Below are 23445 nucleotides of genomic sequence, written 5' to 3'. Positions count from 1 at the left end.
TAGTTGAAATTCATAAAGATAAGTCGGTTTATTTGACAAAATAAACAACTTAGTATATCATAATTTCGCTAAAAAGGCGAAAAATTTAATATTTTTTATATTCAAAGTGATTGCCTAGCTTGTAAAGTATATGAAATCATATGTTTAAAAAGCATAAAGAGAAGGGATAAAGGAGAAAAGAATGAATAAAAAACAAGGTCTAAGAGCCATTCAAGCACAACGATATTTACGATATGGAATTCGTAAGTTTACAGTTGGGGTAGCAAGTGTTGCTATTGCATCTGGATTAGCAGTATTAGGTGGGGTAAATGTTGAAGCTGCTGAAGAACCAAATGCAAATGTAAATGTAAATGCAACAACTCTAACTACAGAAATAACAGTAAACCCAACTGCTGCAGTAGAAAATGCAAGTGTTGAGAATAAAGAAAACAAACTAGTTGTTGAGAAAGTTGATAAATCAAGCTTAAATGATGCAATTGCTCGTTTAGAAAAAGCTTTAGAAAAAGCAGCATCAACTGAAAAAACGGCTTTAGCAATTGAGTCTACAAAAGCAGAATTAGCAAATGCAAAAGCTGTTGCTGCAAATAAAGCTGCAACAAAAGAAGAAGTAGCAAAAGCTACATCAGCAGTAAACGGAAAAGCTTTTGTTGTTGAAAGTATGCCAAAAGCAACTGCGGACAAGAAAGAAGAAAAAGAAAACAAAAACCAAGATCCACGTAATGGAAAAGTCATTCCTGGACAAGGTGAGAGTGGGTTTAGAGAGGCAGCGGGGACGACAAGTGGGACAAATTATCGTGAAAAAATAACTGCACTAAACGCTGAACTTACTACTGAGATTGAAAAAATAAAAGTTGAAATTACTAAAGAAGAATCCCTTGGTGAAGGAAAGAAAAATAAAGAAAAATTAGATATTTTAAAGGCAATAGTTAACAAATCTGAAGAAGTTAAACGAAATGCGACTAATGCATCAATGAATAATAGTGAAACTGAACAAAATTTACAAGCTGAATGGACAAAAATTAAACAAGAGAAAGACAAATTGGGCTATTATTTAAGTCGTTCCGAAAACTGGGGAGCTCCAATTAATAATAATAAAGCAGGATATGGAAATAACCCAGCAAATGGAGTTTTTGAAAATTTAAAAAACGGTTTTGGTGAAATGGATTTTACCGGGACTTCTGTAGAATCTAAAAGTAAAACGATAGAGGATCAGGTAAATAATTTACAAAGTAGTATACATTACGGTAAGGTAACTTATCATTGGAAAACAAAGAAAATAACAGCAACAGATGCAGAAAATGGAATGTTGAATGGTTGGAAAATTGGAGGAACAAAAGATTATATTCATGCAGTTAAACCAGAGGAACCAACTGATTATACATTAGGTGCAGAAAGAACTGAAAAACCTAAAAATGCTAAAGCATATGATAATAATGGGAAAATAACTACTACAACGGCTACACAAGAACAACCAAATGCTAGTGGTAAGTTTTTAGGAGGATTACCAACCTTAGATGGAATGAAAAATCCTGATAAGGGTAGTGTAGCTAATAGAGATTACTATTTAGAATTAGGTAGCAAAGGAGTAACTTTATTTAAAGAATATGATGTCAATCCAAATTCTCAATTATTCTTTAATTTAGTTCATAATGGTGTATATGGAAAGGCAGCTTTGTCTAACGGAGGAGAAGAAGTTAAAGTTGAAGTAACGGATGCTTATACTGGTAAGAAAATTGCATCAGTTCCAATGAAAAATGGTCAGGCTCCAGACACAGCAACAAATAGACCTGCATCATCTGGATATGGAACTCCAGCAGATGGTTGGAATAATCTATCAAGACTTTTTGCTATTCCAGAGGGAACTAGTAGAGTAAAAATTACGATTACAGCAAATGATGATGGACAGTTTAAAGGTGTAGAGGACGGTTTCTTAATTGGTGGAGTGGGTGTTGCTACTGGACCAGGTATGCAGTTAACAAGTAATGTTACAAGTAATGGTAAAACTGGGGAGTATGGTTATACCAAAGATAAATTATATAAACGTTCACAAGAAGGGAAACTAAATCTTGAACTTAAAAATGTAGGTGGAATGGAAAATACATTCCCTTATGGCGGAACGTTTAATATTAAAGTGAAAGTTCCAGAGGGGGTTGAACTAGGAACAGTAAGTAAAACGAACTATGAAAAATTAGATTTATCTAAGGCAAGTGGAGAAAGCATTTGGACTGATCAAGGCTATCTAACGAATGTTCGTTACGATGCGGCGACTCGTACATTAAGTATGAACTTAAATGCTGTTCAATATGGTAAAAATAATTTACAAGCGACTGGTAAAACATCACGTAAATTTTCAATTCCATTTATTACAAAAGATGACTATGTGGGAGATGCCACGTTTGAAGTATCAGGTACTGGTGGATTCGGTGGAGTTGATGCTGAAGGGAATTCTCTGTATAGCTGGAAGATAAATGGAACTGGTGGTATGTACAGTACCGAGGAAAATTATAATTCTAACGGCTTAAGATGGTCAGACAATCCAGATTACTACTATAATAGAACCATTTATATTGATGCGCGAAAACCTAAAGCGCCTACTGTAGAAGAAATTCATACGGATAGAATTGTTGGAGATAAAAAAGACAATAATCAGGAAAAATATTTATTGGTTTCTACAGGAGATACTGTTGGATCTCTTACACCAACAGAGGCTCAAATTAAAGAAAATATTTTACGAGTTGCAGAAAATAATGGTGTAACATTAAGCGAGAATGATTTGAATGATAAAGTTGCAGAGATTAAAAAGAATTTTGAGTTAGAAAACGAAGTAGGTAAAATTATTAAAATTACTCTGTCTAAAGATCAAATTATTAAACTCGAAAAGAAAGATGATGGTTGGTATCGTGGAGATAATAAATTAGAAGTTGTCGATGGGAAGCTTAAAGTTAATTTAGGAGATGATATCAATTTACACGGACTTGCAGGGATTGATAAAACTGCTGTAACAGCAACATCTCCAGTTGGTAACGATTCGGATGTGGCGAATAGTAATATTGTAAATGATGCTCCAACCGTAGCTGTCACAAAAAATAAACTATACGTTTATAAAACAAAAGAAGCTGATAAATGGAATAATGAAAAAGTTCTAGAAAAAGCTAAACCGACAGCAACAGACCTTGAAGATGATCGTGATGGTGTTGAGTCTACTAAGCCAACAATTGCAGTAAGTGATGCAGGTAACTTAGATACAACTAAAGTTGGAGATTACACTGTAAAAGTTCAATCAACTGATAGTGAAGGTAAAAAATCAACAGAAACAAATGTTACCGTTCATGTCTTAGATTTAATTAAAGTAGACCCAACAGTAACAACTGACCCAACAAATCCAAGTACAACATCTCCAGTATCTCCAAAAACAGCAGATACACCTGTAAAAGAAGGAGATGAAAATCTTGGTAAATATCCAGCAGGATTGACACGTGAAGATTTAGTTAAAGAAGTTACACGTACCATTAAGTATCTGAAAGAAGAAGATGCTAATAAGGCAGATGCAACGGGATTAAAACCTGAAAAAGTACAAAAGGTAACTTATAAACGTACAGCAACTGTTAATCCGGAAACAAAAGAAGTAACGTACTCTGATTGGGAAGTATACAATGAAGCTGAAAAATTAACGGATGCCACAGTTGATGGAACAAAAGGTAAATTCAATGCTGTTGAATCACCAGTAGTAGACAACTACTTACTAGTAAACGCGACAGATAAAACAGTAGCTGAAAAAGAAGCACCAGTTCCTGGAGCTGATGGAACAGTTACTCCAGAAGCGACTAAAGTTCTTTATAAAGAAATTGGATCATTTGTGCCAAACTATCCAGAAGGTAAGAAAACAAATGGAGCTCAAGATAAAATTCCTTATCCAAATAACCCAACTGATCCAACAGTTCCAGGTGATTTTAGTACAATAACGATTCCATATGTTCCAGGTTATACTCCAGTACATAATGGACAAGAATTGACACCGAAAAATCCGACTGATCCAACTCAAGGATATAAAGTGCCAGACGGATTTACACCAACGGATAAATTCGGAGAATCACCAATTACGTATACACCTTCTACTCAAACAGCTAAAGTAGTCATTGAGAAGAAAGTAGATGGAGCGGCTAATGAAGTTGTTTCTAGCGTTGATTTAACTGGTAAATCTGGTTCAGAATTACCAGTAAGTACGGACATTGATAACAAAATCAAAGAACTTAAAAACCAAGGTTATGAAGTAGAAAGTGATGAATATCATACTCAAGATAATCATCATCCAATATTTGATGATAAGGAAGATATTAATGCACAAGATGGTACACCAGCACCATCTCAAACATTTAAAATTGTTGTTAAACCTAGAATCGTTGAAGTACCTTCATCAACACCGCATGAAAAAGACAGTCCAGTAGATCCAAATGGTGAAAACCCAGAATTAAAATGGCCTGAGGGATTAGCAGAGTCTGATTTGAATACGACTGCAAAACGTGTAATTTCATATGTGAAGAAAGCTTCTGATACAGCGGCTGAAGAAAAAGCTAAGGATGATACTGTTCAAACGGTACCATTCACAAGAAAAGCGAGCGTTAATCTTGTTACTAAAGAAGTAACGTATACTGATTGGGAAAGTCCAAATAAAACATGGGATAAAGTCGGGGTAGATGTTTTACCGGGATATATTGCAGATAAAAAAGAAATTCCAGTGAAAGAAGTAGTAACCCCTGAAAAAGATACAAAAGTAATTCCTGATGAAACTGATAAAGTTACTTATACGAAGATTGGAAGTTGGATTCCAGTTGATCCAACAACAGGTAATGATGGAGAACCAATTCCATTCCCTAACGATCCAAATGATCCAACGAAAACTGGAGAAATTACACAAATTATTCCTCATAAAGATGGATATACTCCAAAAGATGGAAATGGAACACCTTTAGAACCAGTAAATCCTGCAAATCCAGAACAAGGTTATAAACCACCAAAAATTACGGATCCAAAAGCAAATATTAAGATTACGTATGAAAAAGATGATCAAAAAGCAAAAGTTAAATTCGTTTCTGTAGATCCAAAAACTCAAACAGAAATAGAGTTAACTGACCATGCGTTGACTCTAACTGGTAAATCAGGCGAAACAATTCCTGAAAGTGATGTACAAACTCATATTGATGTGTTGAAATCAATGGGATATGATATCGTCGACAATCCGTTTGATAAGGATCCAGTATTTGATACGAAGAAAGATACGAATGATAATATCACTCAAGAATTTACCATTAAAGTTCAACCACGTGTGTCAACTGCAAAAACTGTATATGTAGTTGAAGGGGATAAGCCATCTGCAGAAAAAGTAGGAGGAGCAGTTACACCTGGTAAGGACGGTAAAGTTACAAATCCTGATGTCAGCAATATTTCTACTAATGGAAAAGCAGGGCAAGAGATTAAAGTTCCTGTAACGGTTACTTATGGGGCAAATCAATTTAAACGTGATGAACCAGTTGAAGTAACTGTGAAAGTTCTTCCAAAACTAACACCAAAAGGTATTACAGTCTTTAATGGTACATCTAATGAGAACTTAATTGATGCTATTAGAGCAAACGTTAAAAAAGCAATAGACGGACTAACAAATGTTCCTGAAGGTGTAACTCCATTTGTAACAGATGATGCGATTGTTACTCCAAAAACGGATCAAAATGGTCAACAAACTCCAGTTACTGTTACGGTTAAATATAGAGATAATGCTACTGGAAAAGTCATTGATGATATTTCTGTGAATGTGGATGTTCCTGTAAATGTAGTTGGTTCAACTCCAATCTCTAAAATTGTCTTTGAAGGAGATGAATTGACTGCTAAGGAAATAACTGATGCGGTTACTCCTGGGGAAAAGGGAACAAAAGGTGAGCCTAAAGATTTAGCAAAAGATATTACTGCTAAACCAGGTGTGAAAGAAGTCACTGTTCCAGTAACTTATACAGATCAAAATGGAGAAACTTTAACAGAGCCAGTAAAAGTTAAAGTAACAGTTTTACCAAAACCAATACCAAAAGGGATTTTTGTTGCAAAAGATAGCGACAAGGAAAAAGCAAAAGAAAAAGCTCTTGCCAAAGTGAAAGAAGCTATTGCAGAAGGTACTTTCAAAGGAAAACTTCCAGCAAATGTTACTAATGTAAGTATTGATGAGAATGTAACAAGTCCAGATTTATCAGATGATACTGATGTAAATGTGACTGTGAAGTACACTGTTGATAGAGAAGAAAAAACAACGATTGTTAAAGTTCCTGTAACTGTAGTAGAGGGAGTTCCACAAATTGTTCCAGTGGATGAAAATAATAAACAACCAAATCCAGAAGACAGTATTGATAAAACGGAATATCCAGATGGTTCAACATTTGAATATGATCCAAAAAATCCAGTAGATACTACAAAACCTGGTGATTACACAGTCAATGTCATTGTAAAAGACAAAGATGGTAATCCTATTACAGAAGTTCCCGCAACTGTACGTGTGTTAGAAAGTTATCCACAATTTGTTCCAGTAGATAAAGATAAAAAACAGCCAGTTGTTGAAGGAAGTATTGACCCTAAAGCATTCCCTAAAGATACAGAGTTTACTTATGAAACTCCAGTAGATACAACTACGCCAGGAGAAAAAGATGTTGTTGTAGTAGCAAAAATGGGAGATAAGGTCATTGCGAAAATTCCTGCAAAAGTAATGGTTGTAGAACCTAAGACACAATATGTGACAGTTGATAAATCAAACAAACAACCAGATGCATCTAAGAGTATTGATCCTGAACAATATCCAGATGGAGTAACATTCAAATACAAAACTCCAGTAGATACTACAACACCAGGAGAAAAAGATGTTGTTGTAGAAGTAAAAGATGGAGAAGATAAATTGGTAGAAGTTCTTGCTAAGGTGAAAGTAGTGGAAGGTAAAGAACAATTAATACCTGTAAATCCAGCTGAAAAACCACAAGCAAGAGATAACATTACTCCAAGTGATTATCCAGAAGGTTCAACATTTGAGTACAAAGTTCCAGATGGACAAACTGAACCGTTCGATTCAACAACTGTTGGAGATAAACCAGTAACAGTTGTAGTAAAAGACAAAAATGGAAAAGTTTTAGTTGAAGTACCAGCAACGATTAAAGTAGTGGAAGCTAAACCGAAACCAATCGAAACACCAGTAACAAATACACCTTTAACAAAGGATGATATTGCAAAATATGTTAAAGTGCCAGAAGGTGGAAAAGTAACGAATGTAGAAAATATTCCAGATGTAACAACACCAGGTAAGAAAAATCCAGTTAAAGTTACTGTTACCTTACCAAATGGTAAAATAACGACAGTAGAGGTTCCAGTGAATGTAACTCCAGTTAAAGGAATTGAAACACCAGTAACTAAGACTCCATTAACCCCAGAGGATTACACTAAGGGAATCACGATTCCAGAAGGTGGTATGGTAACAAATGTTGAGAACATTCCAGACTTAACAACACCAGGTAAGAAAGATCCAGTTAAAGTAACGGTAGAATTACCGAGTGGAAAAATCATTACTGTTGATGTACCTGTGAATGTTACTCCAGCTAATGGAATTACAACACCTGTAACAGATACTCCATTAACAAAAGAGGATATCGAAAAGCATGTGAAAGTTCCAGAAGGTGGTAGAATTGTTGAAGTAGGTAAAATTCCAGAAGTAAATACTCCGGGAGATAAAGGTACTGTCAAAGTTAAAATTGAACTTCCAGGTGGTAAACAAATTGAAGTAGAAGTACCAGTGAACGTAACACCAGTGAAGGCAATTGAGAAGAAACTTGGAGATCCAGTTACGAATGAAGATGTTGAAAAACATATTAAGATTCCAGAAGGTGGAAAAATCATTAGTATTGGAGATAAACCATCTACAGATATTCCAGGTGATAGACCAAGTATTCCAGTGGTGATTGAATTACCAGGTGGAAAACGTGTAGTTGTTAACGTTCCAGTGAAAGTTACGACAACACCGACACCAAATCCTACTCCATCTACACCAACTACAAAAGTAACGACTCACTTTGTAGATGAAAATGGTAAGGATATTTCTACACCTGAAGAAGGGGTGAAAGAACCAAAAGTTCTTGAAGGATATGAATTTATTGAAACAACAACAGATGCTAATGGAAATAAAGTTCACCATTATAAGAAATTGGAAACAGCTCCATCTGAAGTTGAAAATTCTAGAAATCAAGAACAACCTTCAACGCCAGAAAAAACAACTGTACCAGATAAATCAAGTGATGAAACAGGTCAACCAACAACTACTACTGTTTCAAAACAAGAATTACCAAATACAGGGACTTCTGAAATTGAATTATTTACTCCAGCTGTATTAGCAATCCTTTCAGGATTAGGATTAGTTATTCCAACGCAAAAAAAGAAAACAGATGAAGAGTAGAAAGAAATTCTGACAAATAAAAACGAGATGAATCGTTGAATAGTTATGTTTGTTCAAATTTCTAAAAAATACACCGATTGAAATTATTTTCAGTCGGTGTATTTTATTTTATAGTCTTTTAGATAAAAGCATAGTACAATAACATTGAATAAAGAAGTGGGAGTGAAGAATATGAAAGAGATTTACAATGGATTATATCAAGTTCAAGAAGCATTAACAAAATTTGATAAGGAATTTATGGTAGCAGCAGTTTGTAATAAAGCTGGAAAAGTCCAATTCATTGTGCAATTAATGCATAATAAGGAAGGGCAATTTGCAGCATTTTTCCATAAAACTGTTCGTGAATATCAACATAGAATTAGAGCAGAAGAGGCTATTGTTGCACTAGCGGAAACGGAAGAAGATTTAGATGAAATTGAAGGATTACGGAAAGGGATTCAAATCGTTTTTGTCCCATTAGAGTTTATTCCGAAAAGTCAAAAAATGACATTAAGAGACTTAGGGATTACTCGTAAAAGAAAGAAATTATATCCATTAATTTTTAGTTTAAATGATTCTAAATTATTATCCAGAGATTTAAAAGTGTCAGAAGTGAATTTCTGTAAAAAAGTATTAGACTGGTTAACACAAGAAGGCAATCTTGCATTACTTTCTTCTACTTCAAAATCAACTGAAAAAAATTCCTTACCAAAGATTACATACAATCCAAAAAAAGAAGAGAGTATCTATGAACAAGGGGATATTCTTCAGTTTGAAGAAGAACTAACTTACGAAGAATTTATTGGGTATAAAGGAGAAAAACCAAAACTGTATGTCCCAGAATTATCCCTTTATCGTGTGAAAAAAGGAATTCAATTTTCTGTACCTGAAACATTTGAAATTCGTTTAATGCTTTCTCCATCTCATTTTTATGGTGATGATGAGAAAAACGGGCCTCAATATATATTAATTATTACAACTGATATGGAAATAGCACTCATTGAGCCAATGTATAAATTAGATCCGGAATTTATACAAAATGCGTTATTAGGTTTTTATAATGATGTACCAATGACTCCGGGAAGATGGGTGACAAGAGGAGTTTTTGCTCCATTCTTGAAGGAGTGCTTAGATCCAGTGATGGAAATTTTTAAAATTCCGTTTACAATTAGTACAGAAGAATCTGTTATTGATATGTATTCTCATGAAGAACTCTTTCACTTAATTACTTCTGAGGATCCTTATTATGATTTCGATGGTTTCGATGACTTTAATGAGTTTAATTCAATGGAAGAACTTCGTGAATTTAGAGATTTTCATGAAGGTGCTAAAAAATCCTCCTCTGTAGAAAGTGAATTAGAAGAGTTACAATCCGCTCTTTCGATGGCATTGGAATATATTAGTAATCATGAAACGATTACGTACAATGAGTTAAAAAAATTTTTACAGGGAAAGAATATACGCCCGTTAAATATCTCTGCAGTCATTGAAGGGTTAATTGAAGCGGGATGTTTACTTCCTGATTCGAAGTAATCGATGATGCTTGAAGGTATAAAATAGTACAATCCTGTTGGTGAGAAATCACTGGCAGGATTTTTTGAATAATTTGTAACAATTTTTTGCAGATTGAGTACTTTTTATTGGCAAAGAGAAATTTATTTTGTATAATTAAAGTCAAAGAAAGTCAAAAGAGAGGAGAGTTCGTATGCAACCGTCAAATATGTCGGATATTATTGAAGAATATTTAAAAAACGTCTTATTAGCACAAGAAAAAGTTGAGATTCGCCGTAGTGAAATTGCGGATCGTTTCAATTGTGTTCCATCGCAAATTAATTATGTTATTAATACTCGTTTTACGGTTCAACAAGGATATGTTGTTGAAAGTAAACGTGGTGGTGGTGGGTATATCCGTATTATGAAAGTCAATTTAGTAGATGATATGGATATCCTTGATGCCTTATTGGAAGTAGTTCCAGAAGAATTATCGATGAAACAAGCCAATCATATTTTACAAAATCTGTATGATAATGAGCTCCTCTCAAAAAGAGAAGCTCAATTATTGAATATTGCAATGTCGAAGGAATCGTTAACGGAAGCAGAGCAATGCAGTGGTCAACTTCGTAGTAATATGATGAAAAATATATTAACCAGTTTAAAGTATAAGTAGGGGTGAAGTGAATGAGTGAAATGTTTACAGAAAAAGCACGTAATGCTATGGTATTAGCTGCTCAGGAAGCAATTTCTTTTAGACATCAAGCAGTAGGGACGGAGCATTTGTTATTAGGTCTAGTCATTGAACAAGAAGGAATTGCCGGAATCCTTTTAAGAGAAAGAGGATTAACAGTAGAGATTGTTCGTCAAGAAATTGAAGCATTAACAGGATATGGAAGCAATCGTAAAGAAATTGATCCATATTTAATGCCTTATTCTCCTAGAGCTAAAAAAGTAGTTGTTGCAGCAACAGAAGAAGCAAAACGTTTGAAAATTCCTCAAGTAGGAACAGAGCATTTATTATTAGGCTTACTTCAAGAAGAAGTATTAGCAACAAAAATTATGCGTGATAATCATATTTCATTAGAAGAATTAATGAAGACAATTTATGAAAAAATTGGCATTCAACCTTCCAAAGCTCGTTCAACAAAAGGTCAAGTATCTGGTGGTAGCGCCAAAGATAAAACACCAACATTGGATAGCTTATCAAGAGATTTGACAGCCCTAGCTCGACAAGGAAAACTAGATCCAGTAATCGGAAGAAATGAAGAAGTTCGTCGTATGATTCAAGTGATTAGCCGTCGTACAAAAAATAATCCGGTCTTAGTGGGTGAACCTGGTGTAGGTAAAACAGCCATTGTGGAAGGATTAGCACAACGTATGGTTAATGGTGAAGTTCCTGAAGAAATTGCTGGCAAACGTTTAATGATGTTAGACATGGGTGCATTAGTAGCAGGAACAAAATACCGTGGTGAATTCGAAGAGAGAATGAAAAAAATCATCGAAGAAATTTATACGCAACAAGATGTGATTTTATTCATCGATGAATTACATACACTCATTGGTGCTGGTGGCGCAGAAGGAGCGATTGATGCTTCGAATATTCTAAAACCTGCATTAGCTCGTGGTGAATTACAAGTGATTGGTGCAACAACTTTAGATGAGTATCAAAAATATATTGAAAAAGATGCTGCCTTAGAACGTCGTTTTGCTTCTATTCATGTAGAAGAACCAACAGCTGAAGATAGTATTCAAATTTTAAAAGGGTTGAGAAAACACTATGAAGTGCATCACCATGTGGAAATTACAGATGAAGCGATTCAAGCAGCGGTACAATTATCAGTCCGTTACATTACTTCAAGACGTCTTCCAGATAAAGCGATTGACTTAATGGACGAAACAGCGGCAAAAGCTCGTTTAGATGTGACAACTAAAGTTTCTCCAATCGTCTTATTAGAAGAAGAAATTTTACAGTTTGAACAATTGAAAAATCAAGCGATTCAACATCAAAACTTCGATGAAGCAGCTAAATTCCGTAAAAAAGAATTAGCGAAGCGAGCTAAATTAGAAAAATTAGTTGAAAAATTAGAATCTTCACCAAAAACAGATTATATTGCTTCGATTGGAGAAGGGGATATTGCAGAAGTTGTTTCTCAATGGACAGGAATTCCTCTTCAACAAATGGAGAAAAAAGAAAGCGAACGTTTAATCAATTTAGAATCTGTGCTACACAAACGTGTGATTGGACAATCTGAAGCCGTTAGTGCGGTTGCTCGTTCAATTCGTCGTGCAAGAAGTGGATTAAAAGATCCACGTCGTCCAATTGGTTCATTCTTATTCTTAGGGCCTACTGGTGTTGGTAAAACAGAATTAGCGAAGACTTTAGCAGAAGCAATGTTCGGAGAACAAGATGCACTAGTCAGAATTGATATGTCTGAATATATGGAAAAACATTCCGTTAGCCGTTTAGTTGGTTCACCTCCAGGATATGTTGGATTTGATGAAGGTGGTCAATTAACTGAAAAAATTCGTCAACGTCCGTATGCCGTGATTTTACTAGATGAAATTGAAAAAGCTCATCCAGATGTGTTTAATATTTTATTACAAGTATTAGATGATGGACATTTAACCGATTCAAAAGGAAGAAAAGTGGACTTCAGAAATACAGTTATCATTATGACATCAAACCTTGGGGCTGTAGCTCTTCGTGAAGAAAAATCTGTAGGATTTGGTGCAAAAACGGTTCAACAAAACCATGATGCAATGGAAAAACGAATTCGTGAAGAATTGAAAAATTCATTTAGACCAGAATTATTAAACCGTATTGATGAAACGATTGTCTTCCATAAACTTCAAAAAGAAGAACTAAGACAAATTGTTGGCATTATGGCAAAAGAAATTACTTCAAGACTACAAGAATTGAATATTACAGTGAAAATTACTTCTGCAGTATTAGATGTGTTAGCAGAAGAAGGATTTGACCCAGAATACGGAGCAAGACCAATTCGACGTGCCATTCAAAAGAAAATTGAAGATCCATTAAGTGAAGCATTGTTAAGTGGAGAAATCCGCTTCGGACAACAAGTCACTATCGGAGCCACAAAAGGGAAAATTACAATTAAAGGGAAAGAGAAAAAAGAAAAAGATGTAAAAACTCCTGTCCTTGTGTAATGGAACGTTCATTTAAAATAGGTAGAAGATAGCCTCGAAGATTCGGGGCTATTTTTGGTGTTTGAGATGAGTTTTAGTAGGAAGTTTATAAAATCCCACTTGTAACATTTGACTTTCTAGAGAGTAAAGTGTTACAGTTATAAAGCAACAGTAGTGCAAAGGTAGTAATCAAAAAGGAGAGTTTTCATGAAAAAACATCAATTATTTTTAGCAAGTTTAGCATTTTTAGGTGCTGGATTTTTAGCAACAAATTCAAATGTACAAGCAGCAGAACAAAGTAATACAGGATTTATTCGTCAAAATGATAAAGTCTATTATGTTGAAAATGGTAAAAAATTATCAGGATGGCAATTAATTAATGTGAATACTGATGATAAAAAAACAACAAAATTATGGACTTATTTAAATCAATCAGGTGAAGTTCAAACAGGATGGGTGAATGATAACGGAACGTGGTATTATTTAAAGGATTTAGAAGGTGAATCTAAAGGTATTGCCTTTATGCAAAAAGGATTTTTAGAAGTAAATAAAACTTTTTATTACTTTGATGAATCAGGTGCGATGAAAGAAAAACAATGGTTCCAAACAACAGAGGGTTGGTACTATGCAGATAAATCTGGTGCAGTAAAAGTTGATGAATGGTTCCAAGTAGGAAATAAATGGTATGTTGCATCTGGAAAAGGTACAATTCTTACGAATGTATTTATTACATATCAAGATGAAGTTTACCACTTCAATGAATCAGGTGTAATGGCTGAAAACGAATGGTTTGAAGCAGAGGGATATTGGTTCTATGCAGATAAATCAGGAGCTATTTTAAGAAACACAACAACTCCTGATGGATATTATGTCAACGCAAACGGTATAGCGCAATAATCGTTAATGATAAATGAGAAGAAGACGACTCCGGTCGTCTTTTTTTGTGGGGAAATTCGAGACCAAGGCTCGAATTTTAGCCATGAGACCGTAGGTCTGCTGGCGTCCTCACTATGTACGTAATCCCCTTAATAAAACCGCCCCGATACAATACGGATACAAAGAATCCTACACCATTTCTTTATAGTGAAAGTAATATTAGCTATGCAAGGCTAATATTACAGGGAAAAATCAAGACCAAGGCTTGATTTTTAGCAATGAGACACCGAAGGTGGCTGCTTGCGACCTCACTATCAAAGGAATGGTGTAGGATTTAATTTTTTAGTATTCCTGTTGCATCAAAAGAAAATGACAGAGAGTCAGATCGTCCATGTTTTTCAGCTCCAATCCTGTCAACTGCCCAAAACGATCAATCCGATACTGCAACGTATTACGATGAATAAACAAACGAGTAGCCGCCTTCGTCAAAGTCCCACGCTCTTGCCACAATGCCTCAATTAAATCCGGAAACTCATCCTGAACCATTTGCGCATACAAAGTCTCGGGAATAGGAGAAAAATCTAACTTTTTCTGAGTGAATCCCCATAAAACCATTGGTGCAAAAGCCAAACAAGTTTGCTTATTCGATTCATGCAAATACGTTACAAATAGAGCTTTTTCCGCTTGATAAATACCCGGAATTTCCTCTGACATTTTCCAAACATTCCCAATAAAAATCTTCATCGAAATCGCAAAATCTTCTTCAACCGTTACATGAATTGCTTGCAACTCCTGAATCGAAATCGTCTCAACATCCGCTTTTCTTACAATCGTATAATGCTTTGGAAAACAAGAAAAACTCGTGATAATATCTCCGAAAATCTCTTGCATCATCTCTAACCATTCTTGCTCATTAAAATCCTCATTTTTTTGAATCAAACAAACATGAATAAACTGAACATTCTCCAACTGAACAGGGCACCTACCTCCTTGTTCTAAATACTGTTGCCAAGGTGGAAGTTGGGTTGCGACTTTTACGGGTGCTTTTGTTATGGTTTCAAGTAAAGCTAATTCACGACTGGATAATTCTTCAAAAGGAAGTTGTAAATAAGTGTTGTCTTCTAAAGAAATCACATAATCCTTCGTATCTTCTGGAATGTGATGTATTATTTTAGAATTTGGAAATAATTGTAACCATTCTTCGTATTTCATAATTGTCTCCTTTTTCAATCTTCTCTTGTAGTATACACTAAAAAGGTGACGAAATAAAAAGAAGAAAAGGAATTTAAAGTTTTGACTAGGATTTTTTTTGAAAATTCGATACAATAGAAGCAACTTTATTAAAGGAGTGAGAAAATGAAAGCAGTCGTAACAGTTGTCGGCAAAGATCGTGTCGGTATTGTTTATGAAGTATCAAAATTATTAGCAGAACAAAATATTAATATTGTAAACATCTCTCAAGAAATTATGGAAGAATATTTTACAATGTTAATTTTAGTAGATGTATCAGCAAGCAAAATGCCATTTGTAGAATTGTCTCCTTATATCCATGAACAAGGAAAATCTTTAGCATTAGATATTCGCATTCAAAATCATGAAATTTTTGAAGCGATGCATCGGATTGGTTAGGTGAAGGAATGGTTCAACATAGTGAAATTTTAGAAACGATTTCGATGGTTAAAGAACAAAACTTTGATGTTCGTACCATTACTATCGGAATTGATTTACACGATTGTATTCATCCGGATATTGATGTGTTAAATCAAAATATTTACAACAAAATTACTCATATAGGAAAAGATTTAGTGAAAACTGCGCACGAATTATCACTACAATATGGTGTGCCGATTGTTAACCAACGAATTTCTGTAACTCCGATTGCTCAAATTGCAGCAGCTACAAAAGCAGATAGCTATGTTTCAATTGCTCAAACATTGGATCGAGCAGCCAAAGCCATTGGCGTATCTTTTATTGGTGGATTTTCTGCCTTAGTTCAAAAAGGGATGAGTCCATCAGATGAAGTGTTAATTCGCTCGATTCCAGAAGCAATGAAAGTTACCGACATTGTCTGTAGCTCTGTGAATATTGGTTCTACAAAAGCTGGAATTAATATGGATGCTGTAAAATTAGTCGGAGAAATCATTAAAGAAACAGCGGAAACTACTCCAGAAGGATTTGGCTGTGCCAAAGTCGTAATTTTCTGTAATGCAGTAGAAGATAATCCGTTTATGGCGGGAGCTTTCCATGGAAGTGGAGAAGCAGATGCCGTTATTAATGTCGGAGTTTCTGGTCCTGGGGTTGTAAAAGCAGCCCTTGAAAATCATGAAGCTGAAACATTAACAGAAATTGCCGAAATTGTTAAGAAAACTGCATTTAAAATTACTCGTGTTGGAGAATTAATTGGTCAAAAAGCCAGTCAAATGTTAGGTATTCCATTTGGAATTTTAGACTTATCTCTTGCACCAACTCCTGCAGTAGGAGATTCAGTTGCTCGTATTTTAGAAGAAATGGGTTTGTCAGTGACAGGAACTCATGGTACAACAGCAGCCTTAGCATTATTAAACGATGCTGTGAAAAAAGGTGGTATGATGGCTAGTTCTGCAGTTGGTGGATTAAGTGGAGCATTTATTCCAGTTTCAGAAGATGAAGGAATGATTGAAGCAGCTACCAATGGCATTTTAACATTAGATAAATTAGAAGCAATGACAGCGGTATGTTCCGTTGGATTAGATATGATTGCTGTTCCGGGAGATACTTCTGCTACTACCATTTCAGGAATTATTGCGGATGAAGCTGCTATTGGAATGATTAATACAAAAACAACTGCTGTACGTATTATCCCTGTTCCTGGTGGAAAAGTAGGAGATTCTGTAGAGTTTGGTGGATTGTTAGGATATGCTCCAATTATGCCTGTTAAAGAGGGAAACTGTGACTTATTCGTCAACCGTGGAGGAAGAATTCCAGCTCCAGTACAATCATTGAAAAACTAATTCTATCATGGAAAAAGTGTACTAAATACAGTATAATGAAAAATACGGAAAAAAGAGGAGGAATGAAAGATGTATGAATGGACATTAGAAGATTTATACCCATCATTTGAAAGTCAAGAATTTAAACAAGATGTAGAAGCTTATAAAGCGTTAAAAGGAAAATTTGAAAGTTTAACATTAGAAGATTCTATTGAAGGAATTACACAAGTTGTAAAATTATTAGAAGAATCAACAGTTTTAACAGGACGTTTATATAATTATATTCATTTAACACTAGCGACAGATACAACGCATGAAACAGCAACACAAGTAGAAGTACAATTAGCAGGAGTTTCAGCTGATTTACAAGCTACTTATGCGAAAGTTTCAAAATTTTTAGGAACGATTCAAACAGATATTACAACAGATCCTTTCTTAGCAGAATATCGTTATTATTTTGAAGAAGCTAAAAAAGATGCGACTCACTTATTAAGTGATGAATTAGAAGAAGTTTTAGCAAAAATGTCAATTAGTGGCGGAAAAGCTTGGTCTCAATTATTCGACTTCATGTGGTCAAGTGCTCAAGGCGAATATAAAGGTGAAGTAGTTACTTTAAGTGAAATTCGTGGTAAAGCATATGATAGCGATGCAGAAGTACGTAAGTCAGCGTATGAAGCAGAGTTAAAAATGTATGATGCGATTAAAGAACCAATTGCTTTCTCATTAAACCATATTAAAAAAGAAGTATTAACGACTTCTAGGTTACGTGGATTTGAATCTCCATTAGCGCATACTTTAGAAGCTTCTCGTATGAGTCGTGAAACTTTAGATGCACTATTAGAAGCAATCCGTGAATATTTACCAAACTTTAGAAAATATTTACGCCATAAAGCAGCTTTATTAGGTCATGAAAATGGATTACCATTCTATGATTTATTTGCACCTGTTGGAAACAGCAGTCGTACATTTACAGTAGAAGAATCAAAAGATTACTTAATTGAAAACTTCAAAACATTCTCAGCTGATTTAGCAGAAATGACAGAAGAATTCTTCGATAAACATTATATTGATTTCTACCCACGCAAAGGAAAAGTTGGAGGAGCATTCTGTGCTAACTTGCCAATGATTAAACAATCACGTGTGTTAACAAACTTCACAGGATCATTAAGTGATGTTGTAACATTAGCACACGAATTAGGACATGCATATCACGGTTTACACATTGAAAATCACCGTCCATTAAACCAAGATTATTCAATGCCAGTTGCAGAAACAGCTTCAACATTTAATGAAAACATCATTATGAATACAGCGATTAAAGAAGCAAGTGATGAAGAAAAAATCGCATTAATTGAATCTCAATTACAAGATACAACACAAATTATTGTCGATATTTATTCTCGTTACTTATTTGAATCAGCTGTATTTGAAAATCGTGAACAATCATTTATGTTCTCTAAAGATTTAGAAGAAATGATGTTATCTGCACAAAAAGAAGCGTACGGAGATGGATTAGATCAATCTTACTTACATCCATATATGTGGGCATGTAAACCACACTACTATAGTACTGGATTAAGTTTCTATAACTTCCCATATGCATTTGGTGGATTGTTCTCTAAAGGATTATATGCCATTTACCAAGAACAACCAGAAGGTTTTGTAGAAAAATATCAAGAACTACTTCGTGCAACAACAGTGTCAAGTGTAGAAGATACTGCTAAAGTTTTAGGAGTAGATGTAAGTACTCCAGAATTTTGGAAGAAAGCATTAGCAGAAGTAGCAGAGTCTATCGAAGCATTTATTGCATTAACACCATTAGATAAATAATAAACGTTACAAAAGGTCTTTTCTGCTTAAGCATAGTGCTAGGACGAAAAGACCTTTTTTATGTTGAAAATGAATGAAACAAGGGTAAAATAAAATTTAAATAGTGAAAGTAAAAGATTTTTTCAAAAAAATGAAAAAATTTAAATAAAAAGATTGATTTTTTTATAAGAAACTGTTAAAGTATAGAAAGTTAATTTAATTGTCAGACAATTCTGATATAAGTCTGGCAGACAGGAGGAAATATGAAGAAAAAAGGTTTATTATTTTTCTCAACTGCAGCTGTAGCTTTAACATTAGCAGCATGTGGTGGAAAAGGACAATCTAGTAATTCAACAACAACAGGTGGAACACCACAACCAAAAACTAAATATGCATCTGAAGTAACGCACGAAGGTACACCAATTAAAGGTGGGACTTTGAAATATGCAATCGTTTCTGCATCTCCGTTTAAAGGATTATTTATGGACGAATTATCATCAGATTCAACAGATTCAACTATTACTTCTCAAATTGATACGACATTATTTGAATATGATGAAAACCGTAAATTAACAAATACAGGTATGGGTGCGATTGAATTTGACGTAGAAGGTAAAACTGCTACAGTTAAATTAAACTCTAAAGACTATAAATGGTCAGATGGACAACCTTTAACAATTGATGACTACATTTTCGCAATTGAAGCTATTGGTAATAAAGATTATACAGGTGTTCGTTACAACTCAAACTACCAAAATATCGAAGGTATGGACAAATTCCATAGTGGTGAAGCTAGCTCAATTTCTGGTGTAGAAAAATTAGATGACTACTCAGTGAAAATTCACTTCAAACAAATGCGTCCATCAATGCAATTAGCAGGTGGAGCTTTACCTTACTATGTAATGCCAAAACACATCTTCTCAACTATTCCAGTAGCTGAATGGGAGAAGAGTGAATATGTACGTGGAACTAAAGGTGTAGGCCTTGGACCATTCAAGATTGATTCAATTACACCTGGTGAATCTGTAACATTAGTTCCAAACGAACATTACTACAAAGGTCGTGCTAAATTAGATAAAGTTGTAATGGAAGTTGTTTCTCCAGATACAATTGTTTCTCAAATGAAAGCTGGTAACTATGATGTTGCTTCAATGCCAAGTGCTCAATATGAAGCTTATAAAGATTTAACAAATGTTTCATTTATCAGTTCATTTGCTTCTCAATATGAATATATCGCATTCCACTTAGGTAAATTTGATAAAGAACAAGGTAAAAACGTAACAGATCCAAATGCTAAAATGAAAGATCCAGTTTTACGTCAAGCTTTGGCTTATGCTTTAGACATTAATGCGGCTGGTGAAAGTATGTATCATGGTTTACAACGTGGAACAAACTCAATCATCATCCCATTCTTCAAAGATATTTACAATCCAAACCAAGAAGGATTCGATTATAACCCAGAAAAAGCTAAACAAATGTTAGATGAAGCTGGTTATAAAGATACTGATGGTGATGGATTACGTGAAAACAAAGATGGTTCTAAATTATCAATCAACTTTGCAGCTCGTACTCGTGATGATGCAAACGAATCATTAATCCAACAATATTTATTATGGTGGAAAGAAATTGGTTTAGATGTAAAACTTTACACTGGCCGTACTCTTGAGTCAAATGTGTTCTATGAAAAAGTTCAAGCGGATGATCCAGAAATTGATATGTTCGCTGGTGGATGGGGAACAGGCTATGATCCAAACCCAGCTGGTTTATTTGGAGAAACAGCTAAGTTCAACTTTGCTCGTTTTGTGAGCCAAGAAGGTAATGATTTAATTGCTAAGATTAGTTCGACTGAAGCGTTTGATGAAGCTAAGAATGTGGAGTTCTTCAAACAATGGCAAAAATATGTTCACGATCAAGCGTTCATCTTCCCAACTTTAGTTGGTGATTCTGTAACTGCCGTGAATAAACGTGTGAAATTTATGAACTCAGAAATTGGTAATAAAGATTCTAAATCTGCTTTATATCAACTTGAAGTTGTTTCAGAAAATGCTACTAAGTAATTTTTATATGACTTCCCTATAAGTAGTAAGGGACGCCAGCAGCTTCTCTAAAGCGAATCTCATGGCTAAAAATCGAGCCTAGGTCTCGATTTTCCCCAGTACAAGTAGCCAATAGCGTGGCTACTTGTACTCTTACTACAGCGGGAAGTCTATTTTTTTGCCATTCATTTATGAGGGTGTGTTTAGAAATATGACTTCCCTATAAGTAGTGAGGGACGCCAGTAGCTTCGTAAAGCGAAGTTTTTGGCTTCTCTACTGTGGGGAGTCTTTTTTTATAAGAAATATGTACTTTGAATAATAGAAAAAATATTTTTAGTTGTTGATTTTATGCTGTTTTTTCAGTGACTAAAAATTAATTTCGAAAAAAGCCAGAAAAAAGTAGTTGACAATCGATTTAAATCAGTGCATAATAAGCTCCATAACAAGAAAAGGAGTTAAGAACATGCATCAAGTATTCAAATTACAATTACAATTAAATACTCGTTGGCAAAGCCACTAGATACAGGTTGTTCTTAACGTACATTTTGTACATATAGATACAACCTTCATTGTCGTGAAATTGTATCTATGTGGCAAACTACTATCATGAATGAACTCGACCACGTAGATTCTAATATAATAGAACTTACGTGGTCTTTTTGTATATAGAGACTACTATGGTCTCTTATTTTTTTATCGAGTTCATTCGAAATGATTTACTTGGAGGATTTTATGAAGAAAAAAGGTCTATTATTTTTATCAACTGCAGCTGTAGCTGTAACATTAGCAGCTTGTGGCGGGAAAGGACAATCAAGTGATGTAACTACTACAAGTGCTAACCCACAACCCAAAATGAAATTTGCATCAGAGGTAACTCATGATGGAACACCAATTAAAGGTGGAACATTAAAATATGCAATTGTATCACCAGCTCCTTTTAAAGGAGTATTTATGGATGAATTAGCATCTGATTCAGTTGACTCACAAATTACATCTCAAATTGACAATACATTATTTGAATTTGATGATAATCGTCGTTTAACAAATACAGGTTTAGCATCCGTTGAATTTGATATTGAAGGAAAAACTGCAACAGTCGAACTAAATTCAAAAGACTACAAATTTTCAGATGGACAGCCTTTAACAATTGATGATTATATTTTCGCAATTGAAGCAATTGGAAATAAAGATTACACTGGTGTTCGATACAATGGAAATTATCAGAACATTGAAGGGATGGAACAATTCCACAGTGGTGAAGCTAGTTCAATTTCTGGGGTAGAAAAATTAGATGATTACTCTGTGAAAATTCATTTCAAACAAATGCGTCCATCAATGCAATTAGCAGGAGGTTCTTTACCATCCTATGTATTACCAAAACATATCTTCTCAGCGATTCCTATAGATGAATGGGAGAAAAGTGAATATGTACGTGGTACAAAAGGTGTAGGAGTAGGACCATTTAAAATTGAATCAATTGTTCCTGGTGAATCTGTAACACTAGTACCAAATGAACACTTCTATAAAGGTCGTTCAAAAGTTGATAAAGTTGTGATGGAAGTTGTATCTCCTGATACAGTTGTTTCTCAAGTGAAGTCTGGTAATTACGATATTGCATCAATGCCAAATTCTCAATTTGAAGCGTACAAGGATTTAACAAATGTTTCCTTTATTAGTTCATTTGCTTCTCAATATGAATATATCGCATTCCATTTAGGAAAATTTGATAAGGAGCAAGGCAAAAATATTACAGATCCAAATGCTAAAATGAGTGACCCAGTATTACGTCAAGCAATCGCTTATGCAATTGACAATAATGCTTCTGGGGAAAGTATTTTTAATGGTTTACAAAGAGGAACAAACTCTATTATTATTCCATCTTTTAAAGATGTATATAATCCAAATCAAGAAGGATTTGATTATAATCCAGAAAAAGCGAAACAATTATTAGATGAAGCTGGTTATAAAGATACAGATGGAGATGGATTACGTGAAAATAAAGATGGTTCTAAATTATCAATTAACTTTGCAGCTCGTACTCGTGACGATGCAAATGAAGCGTTAATTCAACAATATTTATTATGGTTTAAAGAAGTCGGCTTAGATATTAAACTATATACAGGTCGAACACTTGAACCGAGTCTATTCTATGAAAAAATTCAAGCGGATGATCCGGAAATCGATATGTTTGCGGGTGGATGGGGAATTGGTTATGATCCAAATCCAGCCAACTTATTTGGAGAAACGGCTAAATTCAACTTCTCTCGTTTTGTAAGTCCAGAGGGTAATGAGATTATTGGTAAGATTGGTTCGACAGAAGCATTTGATGAAGCGAAGAATGTGGAGTTCTTTAAACAATGGCAAAAATATGTTCACGACCAAGCCTTCATTTTCCCAACTTTAATTGGTGAATCTGTAACTGCCGTGAACAAACGTGTGAAATTCATGAATTCTGAAATTGGTACGAAAGATGCTAAATCTGAGTTGTATCAAATTGAATTGGTTTCCGAAACAGCAACTAAATAATATTTATATGACTTCCCTATATGTAGCGGAGGACGCAAGCAGCCTCGCAAATGCGAGTCTCATTGCTAAAATTTGAGCCTAAGGTCTCAAATTTTATTTGAAACAAAGTACCAAAAAAAGACAAAAAGATATTACCTAT

Annotated in this window: 11 protein-coding genes; 10 read left to right on the top strand and 1 reads right to left on the bottom strand. The window is 34.6% G+C overall.

Annotated features, from left to right (window positions below; genetic code table 11):
- The first annotated feature begins 181 nt into the window (after window positions 1-181).
- The 5 genes from RWL86_RS05925 (at window position 182) to RWL86_RS05905 (ending at window position 13987) form a co-directional block, all read left to right on the top strand.
- On the top strand, window positions 182-8470 hold the full coding sequence (locus RWL86_RS05925) for a Rib/alpha-like domain-containing protein (protein WP_314077881.1): 8289 nt from the start codon (window positions 182-184) through the stop codon (window positions 8468-8470).
- 171 nt (window positions 8471-8641) lie between these two features.
- A complete protein-coding gene (locus RWL86_RS05920) occupies window positions 8642-9982 on the top strand; it encodes a hypothetical protein (RefSeq protein WP_314077878.1) in 1341 nt (446 codons plus the stop codon).
- A 172-nt stretch (window positions 9983-10154) separates the two neighbouring features.
- Window positions 10155-10616, top strand: a complete 462-nt coding sequence (locus tag RWL86_RS05915) for a CtsR family transcriptional regulator (protein ID WP_314077875.1) — start codon at window positions 10155-10157, stop codon at window positions 10614-10616.
- A gap of 11 nt (window positions 10617-10627) precedes the next feature.
- Entirely contained in the window at window positions 10628-13111 is a 2484-nt protein-coding gene (locus RWL86_RS05910; protein WP_314077873.1) for an ATP-dependent Clp protease ATP-binding subunit, read from the top strand.
- Window positions 13112-13297: 186 nt separating this feature from the next.
- Entirely contained in the window at window positions 13298-13987 is a 690-nt protein-coding gene (locus RWL86_RS05905) for a hypothetical protein (protein WP_314077870.1), read from the top strand.
- 321 nt (window positions 13988-14308) lie between these two features.
- Here the strand turns inward: RWL86_RS05905 and RWL86_RS05900 are convergent, their stop codons facing one another.
- Window positions 14309-15178 (bottom strand): helix-turn-helix domain-containing protein, encoded by an 870-nt coding sequence (locus RWL86_RS05900; RefSeq protein WP_314077868.1) that lies wholly within the window; start codon window positions 15176-15178, stop codon window positions 14309-14311.
- Between the two features lie 144 nt (window positions 15179-15322).
- Here RWL86_RS05900 and RWL86_RS05895 point away from each other — a divergent pair, with 144 nt between their 5' ends.
- From RWL86_RS05895 to RWL86_RS05875, 5 genes are all read left to right on the top strand, one after another.
- The gene (locus RWL86_RS05895) at window positions 15323-15595 is read left to right on the top strand and encodes an ACT domain-containing protein (RefSeq protein WP_314077866.1); all 273 of its coding nucleotides are present in this window, start codon (window positions 15323-15325) and stop codon (window positions 15593-15595) included.
- 8 nt (window positions 15596-15603) lie between these two features.
- Window positions 15604-16956, top strand: coding sequence for a PFL family protein (locus RWL86_RS05890; protein WP_314077864.1), 1353 nt, complete (start codon window positions 15604-15606; stop codon window positions 16954-16956).
- A 69-nt stretch (window positions 16957-17025) separates the two neighbouring features.
- On the top strand, window positions 17026-18765 hold the full coding sequence (locus RWL86_RS05885) for a M3 family oligoendopeptidase (protein ID WP_314077863.1): 1740 nt from the start codon (window positions 17026-17028) through the stop codon (window positions 18763-18765).
- Between the two features lie 242 nt (window positions 18766-19007).
- Window positions 19008-20801 carry an oligopeptide ABC transporter substrate-binding protein gene (locus tag RWL86_RS05880; protein WP_314077861.1) on the top strand — a complete coding sequence of 598 codons (1794 nt, stop codon included), beginning with the start codon at window positions 19008-19010 and terminating at the stop codon, window positions 20799-20801.
- Window positions 20802-21512: 711 nt separating this feature from the next.
- Complete coding sequence (locus RWL86_RS05875) at window positions 21513-23306, top strand: oligopeptide ABC transporter substrate-binding protein (RefSeq protein ID WP_314077859.1); 1794 nt, start codon at window positions 21513-21515, stop codon at window positions 23304-23306.
- Window positions 23307-23445: the final 139 nt, after the last annotated feature.

The organism is uncultured Granulicatella sp. (genome assembly GCF_963515095.1).
Taxonomy (GTDB): Bacteria; Bacillota; Bacilli; order Lactobacillales; family Aerococcaceae; genus Granulicatella.
This window is presented reverse-complemented; position numbering and strand designations above follow the sequence as displayed.